At 71.2% G+C, this 14,031-nt stretch carries 10 protein-coding genes and 1 riboswitch; all 10 genes read right to left on the bottom strand.

What is annotated here, in order from left to right; genetic code table 11:
- Positions 1-69: 69 nt before the first annotated feature.
- Positions 70-801 (bottom strand): precorrin-2 C(20)-methyltransferase, encoded by a 732-nt coding sequence (gene cobI, locus AB0O76_RS37790; RefSeq protein WP_365501187.1) that lies wholly within the window; start codon positions 799-801, stop codon positions 70-72.
- Positions 798-2,138 (bottom strand): cobyrinate a,c-diamide synthase, encoded by a 1,341-nt coding sequence (locus AB0O76_RS37795; RefSeq protein WP_365501189.1) that lies wholly within the window; start codon positions 2,136-2,138, stop codon positions 798-800. The genes cobI and AB0O76_RS37795 overlap by 4 nt, the downstream gene beginning before the upstream one ends.
- A complete protein-coding gene (cobO, locus tag AB0O76_RS37800) occupies positions 2,132-2,740 on the bottom strand; it encodes a cob(I)yrinic acid a,c-diamide adenosyltransferase (protein ID WP_365501191.1) in 609 nt (202 codons plus the stop codon). The genes AB0O76_RS37795 and cobO overlap by 7 nt, the downstream gene beginning before the upstream one ends.
- Positions 2,740-4,776: a putative cobaltochelatase gene (locus AB0O76_RS37805; protein ID WP_365501193.1), complete on the bottom strand. Its 2,037-nt coding sequence runs from the start codon at positions 4,774-4,776 to the stop codon at positions 2,740-2,742. The genes cobO and AB0O76_RS37805 overlap by 1 nt, the downstream gene beginning before the upstream one ends.
- A 66-nt stretch (positions 4,777-4,842) precedes the next feature.
- A complete protein-coding gene (cobN, locus tag AB0O76_RS37810) occupies positions 4,843-8,520 on the bottom strand; it encodes a cobaltochelatase subunit CobN (RefSeq protein ID WP_365501195.1) in 3,678 nt (1,225 codons plus the stop codon).
- Positions 8,517-10,025 carry a cobyric acid synthase gene (locus AB0O76_RS37815; protein ID WP_365501197.1) on the bottom strand — a complete coding sequence of 503 codons (1,509 nt, stop codon included), beginning with the start codon at positions 10,023-10,025 and terminating at the stop codon, positions 8,517-8,519. Before AB0O76_RS37815 ends, cobN begins: the two co-directional genes overlap by 4 nt.
- Positions 10,022-11,047, bottom strand: a complete 1,026-nt coding sequence (locus AB0O76_RS37820) for a cobalamin biosynthesis protein (protein ID WP_365501199.1) — start codon at positions 11,045-11,047, stop codon at positions 10,022-10,024. Before AB0O76_RS37820 ends, AB0O76_RS37815 begins: the two co-directional genes overlap by 4 nt.
- A gap of 122 nt (positions 11,048-11,169) precedes the next feature.
- A riboswitch (cobalamin riboswitch) is annotated at positions 11,170-11,323 on the bottom strand.
- 98 nt (positions 11,324-11,421) lie between these two features.
- The gene (locus AB0O76_RS37825) at positions 11,422-11,658 is read right to left on the bottom strand and encodes a hypothetical protein (RefSeq protein ID WP_365501200.1); all 237 of its coding nucleotides are present in this window, start codon (positions 11,656-11,658) and stop codon (positions 11,422-11,424) included.
- Between the two features lie 12 nt (positions 11,659-11,670).
- A complete protein-coding gene (locus AB0O76_RS37830; RefSeq protein WP_365501201.1) occupies positions 11,671-12,939 on the bottom strand; it encodes an inorganic phosphate transporter in 1,269 nt (422 codons plus the stop codon).
- Between the two features lie 201 nt (positions 12,940-13,140).
- A complete protein-coding gene (locus AB0O76_RS37835; RefSeq protein WP_365501203.1) occupies positions 13,141-13,881 on the bottom strand; it encodes a lysozyme in 741 nt (246 codons plus the stop codon).
- Positions 13,882-14,031: the final 150 nt, after the last annotated feature.

Raw genomic sequence — 14,031 nt, forward strand, 5'->3', positions numbered from 1 at the left:
GTTCGTGGCGCTCGGCGCTTTTGTGATGACCCTGGGCATCGCGGACTGACGCCGCGGTGCGGACCGAGGTCACAGTTTCCCGCCCCGGCCGCCCTCGCGCCGCGCGGGGGCGATCAGCGTCGAGAGATAGGGCAGCGGCGTCTCGTCCAGCTCGGCGGCCGAGCGGATGGACTCCTCGGGAAGGCCGAGCGCCGACCCCCACACGGCGTCTTCGATGCGCCCGGTCTCCCGCAGCGCGGCCGCCACCTCAGGGGCAAGGCGCCCGAACTTGTACGCGACGACCGTGCCGGGCCCGGCGAGCGCGTCCTTGAGTACGGCGGCGCCCGCGGTCACCGGCACCAGCGTCAGCGGCTCGGTGCCCTCGGTGAGCACGGCGCCGCTGCGGGCGGCGAGGTCCTGCATGGCGGTGATGCCGGGCACGGTCTCGATGCCGGCCCCCGGCACGAGCTCCGCGATGGTCTGCGCGAGATAGGTGAACGTCGAGTACACATTGGGGTCGCCGATCGTCGCGAATGCCACCGAGCCGTGCTCCCGCAGCAGCTCGGCGACCCGCTCGCCCGCGGCGTCCCAGGCGGCCTCGCGGCGCTGCCGGTCGGTGCGCTCGTTGAGCGCGAACACGACACGTACGACCTTGTCCTCGGGGACGTAGTGCAGCACGGTCGCCTCGGCGCGGCCGCGCTCGCCAGTGTCCATCACGGGTACGACGACGACAGCGGCGGCGCGCAGCGCGTTGACACCCTTGACGGTCACCAGCTCCGGGTCACCGGGCCCGACACCGACTCCGACCAGCGTGTTGCTCATCCCCTGCACCTCTCTACGAACCGACGGGCGATACCGGGTTCGGCGGCCCAATGCGTGTGCAGATAACTCGCGTGCACACCGTGTTGTACGAAGCCTTCGACGCGCCGTTCAGGGGCGTGCAGACCCCAGGCGGGAGCCGCCCCGGCGCCCGGTTCGACGACGGTGCGGTGAAACTCGTGCCCGCGCATCCGGGTCCCGACGGCCGCGAGTGCGCTGTCGGACACGGCGACGGCCTCCCGGTACCCGAGCGTCAGCCGCTCCGACATCCGCGCGCGGGCGTCGAGCACGCCGCACATGGGCTTCCCGTCCAACTCCCGCGTCAGATAGAGCAGCCCGGCACACTCGGCGGCAACGGGCGCCCCACCGAGAGCAAGCTCGGCAACGGCTTTCCGCAACGGCTCATTGCCGGAGAGCTCGGGAGCGTACACCTCGGGAAACCCACCGCCGATGACGAGCCCGGCGGTGCCGGGCGGCAGTTGCTCGTCGTGCAGGGGATCAAACGTGACGACGTCGGCTCCGGCGGCGGCGAGCAGCTCGGCGTGCTCGGCGTAGGAGAACGAGAAGGCGGCACCACCGGCGATGGCGACGACGGGCCTGCGGCTTTCGGCAGGACCCGCACCCGGATCCCACGTGTCACCGGACAACGCAGGCGCACTCCGGGCAAGACCCAGAATCCCCTCCAGGTCACACCCTTCCCGCACCCGCGAGGCCAACGCCGCGACAGACTCCACAGCCTCGGCCCGCCGCTCGGCGACCGGCACAAGCCCCAAGTGCCGTGAAGGAGCCCGAACTTCCCCCACCCGGGCAAGCGCCCCGAGCACCGGCACTCCGGACTCGTCCAACGCCTCCCGCAGTAGCTCCTCGTGCCGCGCGGACCCCACCTTGTTCAAGATGACGCCCCCGATCCGCACCTCCGGGTCCCAGGAAGCGAACCCATGCACAAGAGCAGCCACAGACCGCGACTGCGAAGACGCATCCACGACCAGCACCACAGGCGCCCGCAGCAACTTCGCCACCTGCGCGGTGGAAGCAAGCTCACCCTGCCCGGAGGCCCCGTCGTAGAGCCCCATGACGCCCTCGACCACGGCAAGATCGCATCCACGCGCCCCGTGCGCGAACAGCGGCGCGACCATCTCAGGACCGCACAGATATGCGTCCAGGTTGCGGCCCGGCCGCCCCGTGGCCAGCGCGTGATACCCGGGATCGATGTAGTCCGGCCCCACCTTGTGCGGGGACACGGCAAGCCCGGCCGCCGAGAAGGCGGCCATCAACCCCGTGGCGACAGTCGTCTTCCCGCTCCCGGAGGACGGCGCGGCGACGACGAGCCGAGCTACCACTCGATGCCCCTCTGGCCCTTCTGCCCGGCGTCCATCGGATGCTTGACCTTGGACATGTCGGTGACGAGATCAGCGAATTCGACCAGCTCAGCAGGCGCGTTACGCCCCGTGATCACGACGTGCTGATTCCCGGGCCGATTCCGCAGCGTCTCGACGACCTCGTCCGTGTCGACCCACCCCCAGTGCATGGGATAGGCGAACTCGTCCAGGACGTACAGGCGGTACGTCTCGGCCGCGAGGTCACGCTTGACCTGCTCCCAGCCCTCGCGGGCCTTCTCCTCGTTGCTCAACTCGCCGTCGGCGGGCGCGCGCTGGATCCACGACCAGCCCTCGCCCATCTTGTGCCAGTCGACGGCCCCGCCCTCGCCGGATGCACCGAGCACCTTCAGGGCGTTCTCTTCCCCCACCTTCCACTTCGCGGACTTCACGAACTGGAAGACCCCGATCGGCCAGCCCTGATTCCAGGCCCGCAGCGCGAGCCCGAAGGCGGCGGTGGACTTCCCCTTGCCGATGCCGGTGTGTACGACGACGAGCGGGCGGTTGCGCCGCTGACGTGTGGTGAGTCCGTCGTCCGGCACGATGCTCGGCTGTCCCTGCGGCATTACGCGACGCTCCTCATGCGAGTCATACGAGATCCCGATCCCTGTACGTCCTTGACGAGCCCGGCGATGGACTCCGCCCGCAGCTCGTCGAGCGTCACGGCGGTACCGCCGAGCTCACCGGCAAGCTGCCCGGCGAGCCCGAGCCGCACGGGCCCCGACTCGCAGTCGACGACCACGGAAGCGACGCCCGCCGCCCCGAACAGCCGCGCCGCGCGCCCCGCCTGGGCCACCGGCTCGGGCCCGCCCGTGGCGCGCCCGTCCGTCACGACGACGACCAGCGGCCGCCGTGCCGGATCCCGCAGTCGCTCCACGCGCAGCACCTCGTGCGCCTTGAGCAGCCCGGCCGCGACGGGCGTACGCCCACCCGTGGGCAGCGACTCCAGGCGCGCGGCGGCGGCGTCGACGGACGAGGTCGGGGGCAGCGCCACGTCGGCACTCGTGCCCCGGAAGGTCACGAGCCCGACCTTGTCGCGCCGCTGGTAGGCGTCGAGCAGCAGCGAGAGGACGGCGCCCTTGACCGCGCTCATCCGCTGCCGGGCTGCCATGGACCCGGAGGCGTCCACGACGAACAGGACGAGGTTGCCCTCGCGCCCCTCCCGGGTGGCCTGCCGCAGATCGTCCCGCCGCACCACGAGACCCCGGCCCGACCGGCCGCGCGCCCGCTGATGCGGGGCCGCCGCCTGCACGGTGGCCGCCAAGTGCAGCTTGGTGAGGGCACCTTGGGGCCGCCGGGCTCCGGTGGTCCTGCCGTGCTCGGTCCGCGCCCGCGAGCGCCGCCCGGCGGCACCTTCGCCAAGGCCCGGCACGCTCAGCATCTTCGTACGGAACGGCTCGGCGGCCCGCACGGCCTGCTGCTCGCCGCCACCGCCCGCGGGAGCCTGCGCGGTGGACGACTCGTCCTCCTGCCCCGCCTCGTTCTGCGACCCCGGCGAGCTGGGCGCGTCGGGCCCGCTCTCCGGAGGCTTACCGCCCCCGCCGGGCCCGTCGGGATCCGGGTCGTCGTCGCCACGGTCGCCACCGTCGCCGTCGGACGACTGCTCCAGGGTGTCGTCGAGCTTGTCCTCGTCGAGCCCGGGCGCGTCGAAGGGGTTGCGCCGGCGCCGGTGGGGCAGCGCGAGCAGCGCGGCCTGCCGTACGTCCTCGGCGAGCACGTCCTCGCGCCCGGCCCAGGCGGCGAGCGCGGTCGCGGTACGGGCCATCACGATGTCGGCCCGCATCCCGTCGACCTCGAAGGCCGCGCAGGTGGCGGCGATCTGCCGCAACGCACCGTCGCCGAGCCGGACATGGGGGAGGAGCGCGCGGGCGGCGACGATCCGGCCGCGCACCGCGCTCTCCTCGTCACGCCACCGCGCGGCGAAGCCCTCCGCGTCGTCGTCGTACGCGAGCCGCCTGCGCACGACCTCCACGCGCTGGTCGGTCTCCCGCGACGCGGCCACCTCGACGGTGAGCCCGAAACGGTCGAGCAACTGCGGCCGCAGTTCGCCCTCTTCGGGGTTCATGGTCCCGACGAGCAGGAAGCGCGCGGCGTGCCGCACGGACACCCCCTCGCGCTCCACATAGGAGGCGCCCATGGCGGCGGCGTCGAGCAGCAGATCGACCAAGTGGTCGTGCAGCAGGTTGACTTCGTCGACGTAGAGGATGCCGCGGTGCGCGTCGGCGAGCAGTCCGGGCTCGAAGGCCTTGACCCCCTCGGCGAGCGCCCGCTCGATGTCCAGCGCTCCGACGAGCCGGTCCTCCGAGGCGCCGACGGGCAGTTCGACCATCCGGGCGTCTCGCACGCAGTCCCCGCCGATGTCGTGCGGACCGTCGGGGCAGGCGGGATCGGCCGCGGCCGGATCACAGGAGAACCGGCACCCGGCGACCACCGGCACCTGCGGAAGCAGCGCCGAAAGGGCGCGCACCGCGGTGGACTTGGCGGTGCCCTTCTCGCCGCGTACGAGCACACCGCCGACGGCGGGCGAGACGGCGTTGAGCAGCAGGGCGAGCCGCAGGTCGTCCTGTCCGACGAGCGCGGTGAACGGATAGGGGGTGCTCACAAGGCCTCCATGAGGTGATTCGGGGCGGGACGTGGGGCATCAGAACTCATCCGCACTCATCCGCACTCATCCGTCCCCCTCCAGCTCACCCTCAAGTTCGAGGTACGTGGCCCGCAGCCGCTCCAGCGTCTGAGCATCCGGCTCCGCCCACAGTCCCCGATCGGCCGCTTCGAGCAGCCGCTCGGAAATCCCGCGCAGGGCCCAGGGGTTGGACTTCTGCATGAACTCGCGGTTCTCGGGATCGAAGACGTACTCGGCGGAGAGCTTCTCGTACATCCAGTCGTCGACCACGCCCGCGGTCGCGTCGTACCCGAAGAGATAGTCCACGGTGGCGGCCATCTCGAAGGCGCCCTTGTAGCCGTGCCGGCGCATCGCCGCCATCCACCGGGGGTTGACGACGCGGGCCCGGAAGACCCGGTGGGTCTCCTCGCCCAGGGTGCGCGTCTTGACCTGGTCGGGGGTGGCGGAGTCCCCGACGTACGCCTCGGGCGATTCGCCGGTCAGGTGCCGCACCATGGCGACCATGCCGCCGTGGTACTGGAAGTAGTCGTCGGCGTCGACCAGGTCGTGCTCGCGGGTGTCGACGTTCTTCGCCGCGACCGCGATCCGCCGGAACGCCGTCTCCATGTCCCCGCGCGCGGCCTTGCCGTCGAGCCCACGCCCGTACGCATAGCCGCCCCACACCGCGTACACCTCGGCGAGGTCGGCGTCGCTGCGCCAGTTGCGCGCGTCGATCAGCGGAAGCAGACCCGCACCATAGGCTCCGGGCTTGGACCCGAAGATCCGGGACGTGGCCCGCCGCCGGTCGCCGTGCTCGGCGGTGTCCTCGTCCGCGTGCGCCCGTACGTAGTTGGCCTCCGGGGCCTCGTCCAGTTCCGCCACGGCCCGTACCGCGTCGTCGATCAGGCCGACGACATGCGGGAACGCGTCCCGGAAGAACCCGGAGATGCGCACCGTCACATCGATGCGCGGCCGCCCGAGCTCCGCCACCGGCACGATCTCGAAGCCGGTCACACGGCGCGACGCGTCGTCCCACACGGGGCGGCAGCCGAGCAGCGCCAGGATCTCCGCGATGTCGTCGCCCTGCGTACGCATCGCCGACGTGCCCCACACGGTCAGACCCACGGACTTCGGGTACTCACCCGTGTCCGCCAGGTACCGCGCGATCAGCGAGTCCGCGAGGGACTGGCCGACCTCCCAGGACAGGCGCGAAGGGATGGCCTTGGGGTCGACGGAGTAGAAGTTGCGGCCGGTCGGAAGGACGTTCACGAGACCGCGCGTGGGCGACCCGGAAGGACCGGCGGGAACGTACCCGCCGTCGAGCGCCCGCAGGATGTGCCCGATCTCGTCGGTCGTCCGCGCGAGCCGGGGCACGACCTCCTCGCAGGCGAAGCCCAACACGGCGACGGCGGGCGGGAGTTCGACCCCGAGCACGTCCCGCACGAGGCTGCGTACGGCTTCCAGCTTCCAGCCGCGCTCCTCCATGCCCTCGGCGAGACGTCGGCAGAGCTGCTCCAGAAGGTCAAGGGCGTCGGCGCCGGTCCGGGCGGGCCCGTCGACCAGCGACGTCAGACCGTCCGCCACCTTCACGGCCGCACCCGGCTCGGCGAGCAGCTCCTTCTCGCTGAGCCCGAAGTGCTCGGCGAGACAGGCCCGCAGACCGGGAAGGGCGTTCGCCTGACCGCCCCACACCTGGGAGGCCCGCAGCACGGCGAGCACGAGATTGACGCGCGCCTCGCCCTCGGGCCCGCCGCCGAGGATGTGCAGACCGTCGCGGATCTGTACGTCCTTGATCTCGCACAGATAGCCGTCGATGTGCATGACGAACTCGTCGAACTCGCCGTCGTCGGGCTGCTCGTCGACATGCAGGTCGTGGTGGAGCTCGGCGGCCTTCACCAGCGTCCAGATCTGCGCGCGTACGGCGGGGGCCTTCGTCGGGTCCAGGTCGCTGACGAGCGCGTACTCGTCGAGGAGCTGCTCCAGCTTCGCCAGGTCGCCGTACGTGTCGGCCCGCGCCATCGGCGGCACCAGGTGGTCCACCACCGTGGCGTGCCCGCGGCGCTTGGCCTGGGTGCCCTCGCCCGGGTCGTTCACGATGAACGGGTAGATCAGCGGCAGCTCGCCGAGCACCGCGTCCGGGGCACAACTCCCGCTCAGGCCCAGGCCCTTGCCCGGCAGCCACTCCATCGTGCCGTGCTTGCCCATGTGCACGACCGCGTCGGCGCCGAAGGACAGCTCCAGCCAGCGGTAGGCCGCCATGTAGTGGTGCGAGGGCGGCATGTCCGGGTCGTGGTAGATCGCGATCGGGTTCTCGCCGAAGCCGCGCGGCGGCTGGATCATCACGACGACGTTCCCGAACTGCAGGGAGGCGAGCACGATGTCGTCGCCGTCCACGTACAGGTTGCCGGGCGGCTCGCCCCACGCCTCCAGCATGCCGTCGCGCAGCTCGGGGGCCAGCTTGTCGAACCACGCCTGATAGTCGGCGAGCGGGACGCGCGCGGGCGCGGCGGCCAGCTGCTCCTCGGTGAGCCACTCGACGTCGTGGCCACCGGCGTTGATGAGCCGGTGGATCAGCTCGTCGCCGTTGTCCGGGTGGCCCTCGACGACGTATCCGGCATCGCGCAGGGAGTCGAGCACACGCACCGCCGATGCGGGGGTGTCGAGGCCGACCGCGTTGCCGACGCGCGAGTGCTTGGTGGGATAGGCCGTGAAGACCAGCGCGAGCTTCTTCTCGGCGTTCGGCTTGTGCTTCAACTGGGCGTGGCGCAGGGCGATTCCGGCGACGCGGGCGGCGCGCTCGGGGTCGGCGACGTACACGGGTACGTCGTCGGGGCCCTGCTCCTTGAAGGAGAACGGGACGGTGATGACCCGCCCGTCGAACTCGGGGATCGCGACCTGCATCGCGGCGTCCATGGGGGAGAGCGCGGCGTCCGACGCGTCCCACGTGGCACGCGACGACGTCAGGCAAAGCCCTTGCAGCACAGGGATGTTGAGGTCGGCGAGCGCGCCGATGTCCCAGGCCTCCTCGTCGCCGCCCGCGCTCGCGCCGGAGGCGTGCGTGCCGCCCGCGGCGAGGACGGTGGCGACCAGCGAGTCGGCCTGCCCGAGGATCTCGTACAGGCCCGCGTCCGCGCCGCGCAGCGAACCGCAGTACACGGCAAGGGCGTTGGCGCCCCGCGCCTCGATCGCGTCGCACAGCGTGTCCACGAAGCCGGTGTTCCCGGAGAGCTGGTGCGCCCGGTAGAACAGCACACCGACGGTGGGCCGCCCCTCGACGTGCTCCCGCGTGCCATGCACCCCGTACTCGGGCATCTTCTGCGGCTCGGTACTCTGCCGCTCCTGCGTGTCGCCCGTCGCCCGCCCGCGTCCCGCCGCGAGGACGTCCTCCTTGAGGAACCGCACCAGCTCGCGCAGATTGCCCGTGCCGCCCTCGACGAGATACCGCAGCGCCTCCGCCACGGACCCGGCGTGCACGGTCGACTCGGCCATCAGCTCCGCGTCCGGCACGGCCTCGCCGCCGAGCAGCACCGTCGGGATCCCGGCGGCCTTCAGCGCCGCGAGCCCGTCCTCCCAGGCGCGCTTGCCGCCGAGGAGGCGTACGACGGCGATGTCCGCGCCCTCGATCAGGGCGGGCAGCTCGTCCCGCACGTCGACCCGGGTCGGGTTGCCGATGCGGTATCCGGCCCCCGAGGCACGGGCGGCCAGCAGGTCCGTGTCGGCGGTGGACAGAAGCAGGACGGTCATGAGGGTGCCCCCGGTGCGATGAAGGGGAGACCGGACGGTGTGCCGGTCTCGATCAGGCTGAGCAGCGCGTCCGTGTCCGCGTGTTCTTCGATCAGGTCGCCGAGCAGGTCGAGCTGCTCCTCGCGCAGCGTGTTGAAGCTGGTGTCGGGCGCGGGCACGAAGCGGCGCCCGGCGGCGCGCGCGACCTCGGTGAGGAAGCGCCGCCGGAACGCGTCGCTCTCAAGCGACCCGTGCCAGTGCGTGCCCCACACCTCGCCGACCCGGCAGCCGTCCAGGAAGGACTCCCCGCCAAGCACTTCGGCCACGCCGTGATGGATCTCGTACCCCTCGACGGGCTCGCCGAGGGCCGTGCCGACGGGCCGCGCGAGGGTCTTCTCCCGCTCGAACCGCACGCGCACGGGCAGCAGCCCGAGCCCGTCCACGGCCCCCGCGCGCGACTCGACCTCGTCCTCGATGTGCTCGCCGAGCACCTGGAAGCCGCCGCAGATCCCGAGCACAGGACGCCCCTCGGCGGCACGCCGCGCGATGGCGTCCGCGAGCCCGCGCTCGCGCAGCCACTCCAGGGCACGCACGGTCCCGCGCGTCCCCGGCACGACCACGAGATCGGCGTCGACGAGCTCCTCGGCCCGGTCCACGAACCGCACGACGACACCGGGTTCGGCGGCGAGCGCGTCCACGTCCGTGAAGTTCGACATCAGCGGTACGGCACAGACGGCGACCCGCAGCACGTCCGCACCGACCGGGGGAGCGACGACGGACTCCCGCACGGCACCCCGCAGGGACACCCGGAGCCCGTCCTCCTCGTCGATGCCCAGACCGTGCTGGAACGGCAGCACACCGAACGTGCGCCGCCCGGTGAGTCCTTGCAGCATGTCGAGCCCGGGTTCGAGCAGCGAGACATCGCCCCGGAACTTGTTGACGAGATACCCGGCGACCAGTTCCTGGTCCTCGGCGCTGAGCAGCGCGGTCGTGCCGAAGAAGGAGGCGAAGACGCCACCACGGTCGATGTCGCCGACCACGACGACGGGGAAGCGGGCGGCCCGCGCGATCCCCATGTTCACTATGTCCGTACGCCGCAGATTGATCTCGGCGGGACTGCCCGCGCCTTCGCAGATCACGGCGTCATAGCTGCCCCGAAGTTCCTCAAGACATCCCACGACGGTGGAGAGCAGCGCTTCCTGCCGCCCACCGTGATAGCCCCGCGCACTCATCTCGCCCACGGGCTTGCCCATGAGCACGACCTGACTGCTGCGGTCGCTGCCCGGCTTGAGCAGTACGGGATTCATCAGCGCGGTCGGCTCGACGCGGGCGGCCTGCGCCTGCATGGCCTGCGCCCGCCCGATCTCGGCGCCCTCGCGCGTGACGAAGGAGTTGAGCGACATGTTCTGCGCCTTGAACGGCGCGACGGACACGCCTTTGCGGGTCAGCCACCGGCAGATCCCGGCGGTGACGACGCTCTTCCCGGCATCTGATGTGGTCCCGGCGACGAGCAGCCCGCCACTCATGAGCGTCCTCCCAGCTTGTGCTGCCCGTGCTGTCCTGGCTGTGGGCAGGCGTTCCGCAGGGCGGAACGGGTGGGCACAGCCCCAACTGCCGGGCTCCGCTTCCGACGGGCGGCAATGGCAACCCCCAGCGCCAGCAAGCCGACCCGCCGAGACAGCCGCACAGCCCGCTCGATGTCAGCCACGGCAACGTCCCGCCCACCCCGGTTCAGAACGGGCCGATGCTCAACCCGCCCCCCGTACGAGAGCGTCCCCCCGAGCCGCACCCCCAACGCCCCCGCAAAGGCCGCCTCTACAGGCCCCGCGTTAGGGCTCGGATGCGCAGCGGCATCCTCACGCCAGGCCCGCAGCGCCCCGGACGGCGAATCCCCCGCAGCAGCCGCCAGCAGGGCGGTAAGCCGAGCCCCCGGCCACCCCAGAACATCATCGAGCCGAGCAGACGCCCACCCGTACCGGAGGTACCTCGCGGACTTGTGCCCCACCATCGCGTCCAACGTGTTCACGGCCCGGAACCCCACGAGCCCCGGCACCCCGCCCAACGCCCCCCAGACCAGCGCCCCCACGACGGCGTCGGACGTGTTCTCGGCGACGGACTCGACCACGGCCCGCGCGATGCCGTCGGCATCCAGCGCCTGCGGATCCCGCCCGCACAGATGCGGCAGCCGCTCCCGCGCCACCTCGATGTCCCCGGCGGCGAGCGCACCGCCGACGGCCCGCGCCTCACGCCCGAGCGAGGTCCCGCCGACCACGGCCCAGGTCGCGGCGGCGGTCAGCGCGACCGATCCGGCACGCGAGCGACGACGTACAAGAGAAGAGGCAAGGGCGGCGGCACCCGCAGCCCCGCCGGCGCACACCACGGCATGCAGCGCACCCCACCCGCGGTGATCCCGCCACAGGACACGCTCGACGGCACCCGCCGCACGCCCGAACGCGGCGACCGGATGCCCGCGGCGGGGATCGCCGAGGAGCAGGTCACCGAGGAGCCCGGCGGCGGCGCCGTACGCGAAGTCGCGATCGGCACACATGGGTTCAGCCGACCGCTACGTGAAGGGGAGCGACGGGCCCGGCCCGGAAGGGCGGGGGCACAGGAACCGGCAACGGGCGGCCGCGCATGGCGATATGTCCTCACTCAGGGTGTCCGCGCCCTGGTTCGACGTGATCGGCGGGCGAGAGTTCCTGGCTCACGGGGGACGTCGTCTCCCCGGTGACAGTGGCGGGACCGCGCCGGATTCGCACCGGCTTCCTCTTCTGCCGCCGTAATGGCTCCGGCAGTCCACCACGCCCGCGAACGCCCGTCAACTCGCCGTTGACCTGCGACGGGAGAGTGTGCCAAGGCCCACATACGAAGGTGGGGTGCAAGGCGCCGAAGCGTCCCGCACCCCACCTCGAACTCCGGTCGTCAGGCGACGATCAGATAGATCCCGTACGCCACCGCGGCCGTGCACAGCGCGAAGCACAGGTACGCGCCGGCGCGCGCCGCCACCGCGTTGCCGCCCGTGGCGGAAGAGGCGCCGGAGGTGGCCGCCTCGTGCTTGGAGAGGCCGACGATGCCGAGGGTGAACAGGCCCACCAGGGCCACTGTCACCGCGAGGCTGACTCCGAAGACGGAGCCGAGAGCTGCCCAGTCGATGTCCATGCTGATCTGTCCTTACACCGTGGCGCGGGCGGGATCCGCCACAGGGCCGGTCGGGGCCGGGATGGTGGCCTTGACGTGGTCGTCGTCGGTGGCCGTCGCGGCGGCACCGGTGGGCGGCGGCGTGACGGCGGCGATCGCGGTGGTGACGACGCCCGCGGGCTCCGCGCCGGAGCCGCCGATCTCGTCGTCCGCGACGTTCGTGTGGTCGACGGCGTTGCGCCGGGAGAGCACCCAGATGACGGTCGCGCCGCCGACCAGGAGCGCGGCGGTCGCCCCGATGCCCCAGGGGCCCTGCTTGGTGAGGAACTCGGCCCCCGCGCCGACCAGACCGGCGGCCGGGAGGGTCAGACCCCAGGCGACGAACATGCGGGTCGCCGTGGACCAGCGGACCACACCGCCCTTGCGGCCGAGGCCCGCGCCCATCACGGCGCCGGAGCAGGACTGCGTGGTGGAGAGCGAGAAGCCGATGTTCGACGAGGCGAGGATGACCGTCGCGGCGCTGGTTTGGGCGGCGAAGCCCTGCTGCGGCTGCAGGTCGGTGAGGCCCTTGCCCATGGTGCGGATGATGCGCCAGCCGCCCAGGTAGGTGCCGAGCGCGATGGCCACACCGGCCGAGACGATGACCCACATCGGGGGGTTCGCGCCGGGGTTGAGGACGCCGCCGGTGACCAGGGCGAGCGTGATGATGCCCATGGTCTTCTGCGCGTCGTTCGTGCCGTGCGCCAGCGAGACGAGGCCGGCGGAGGCGATCTGGCCCGCGCGGTAGCCCTTGGCGGTGGCCTTGGTGTCGGTGTTGCGGCCGATCCGGTACGTCAGGCGCGTGGCCGCCATCGCGGCGAGACCCGCCACGAGCGGCGCGGCGATGGCCGGGATCAGGATCTTGGTGACGACGGTGCCGCCGTCGATCGACGACCAGCCCATCGACATGACAGCGGCGCCGATGAGGCCGCCGAAGAGTGCGTGGGAGGAACTGGAGGGCAGGCCCACCAGCCAGGTCAGCAGATTCCAGAGGATCGCGCCCACCAGGGCCGCGAATATGACCTCTGTCTTCAGTCCGTCCTCGTTGACGATGCCGCCGGAGATCGTCTTGGCGACTTCGACGGAGAGGAAAGCTCCGACGAGGTTCAGCACGGCGGACATGGCCACCGCCGTCTTGGGCTTGAGAGCGCCGGTCGAGATGGTGGTCGCCATCGCGTTGGCTGTGTCGTGGAAACCGTTCGTGAAATCGAACACGAGAGCGGTAACGATCACGATCCCGAGGAGAAGCGTGATGTGTTCCATTTACCCAGGCTTCTGTTGGACGTCAGTGGCATGTGGAACGTAGGCAACCTGAGTGAACGGAAAGTGAACTGGGCCGGGCCGTGCGGTGACTCGAACCGAAGTGCCGCCACTCCGCTTCCGTCGGAACCGTGACGGAGATCGTCAGGAGTGGCGGCACGAGGCCCGGAATCCGGGCTTCCAAGGGTGCTGGCTCCCCTCGGGCTACCCGCGGGCGAACCTCTTCAGCTGGCTCATCGAGCCGTTGAAGAGATTCTGATCACCCGGCAGCTTGCCGCTGTTGTCGTACTGCCAGAAGGTCAAGTACGACCAGCCCTTGGGCAGCGTCCCCGACGTCGACGACCAGCGCGCCAGCCACAGTGCGTGATTCACCCCGAAGGCGCGGCTGCCGCCCGTGCAATTGTTCCACCACTTGGTGGTCGTGTAGATCACGGGACGGCGCCCCGTCTGGCGCTGCACCTCGTTGCTGAACGACTTGATCCAGTTCACCATGCCGGTCTTGCTGAGGCCGTAGCACTTGCGTTTGCTGTAGGGGTTGTGCTCGATGTCGAGCGCGGGCGGCAGCGTCCAGCCGTCCGCCCGCCAGCGCCCGCCGTGATGCATGAAGTACGCGGCCTGCTTCTTGCCGGACGACTTGCTCGGTACGGCGAAGTGGTACGCCCCGCGGACGATGCCCGCGTTGCGGGAGTCGTTGTACTGCTGCTTGAAGTAGGGGTTGCGGTACGTGTGGGACTCGGTGGCCTTCACGTACACGAAGCGTGCGCCCTTGCTCTTGGCCTTCTGCCAGTTGACGTTCTTCTGGTGCGATGAGACGTCGTGGCCCTTCGGCTTGCCCGCCGCCGAAACCGGAATCTCGGCGAGGGCGGTCCCGCCCAAGGCCAGTGCTGCCACTGAGGCCGCGATGACGCGGGCACGGCGACGGGACGGTTTGTGATCACGAGCCATATTTCCCCCCGGATGGCGACGTGCACGACAAATCCCCCAGAGGTTACTGGAAGATCACCGCATGCCGGTCGATCGCCAGCCAATCATTGCCAGAGGGGGATGTATGCCCATTCATGCCGTTTCGGACTCCCCGACTCCGCACTGCGCCGA

The sequence above is a fragment of the Streptomyces sp. NPDC086554 genome (genome assembly GCF_040686095.1).
Classification (GTDB): domain Bacteria; phylum Actinomycetota; class Actinomycetes; order Streptomycetales; family Streptomycetaceae; genus Streptomyces.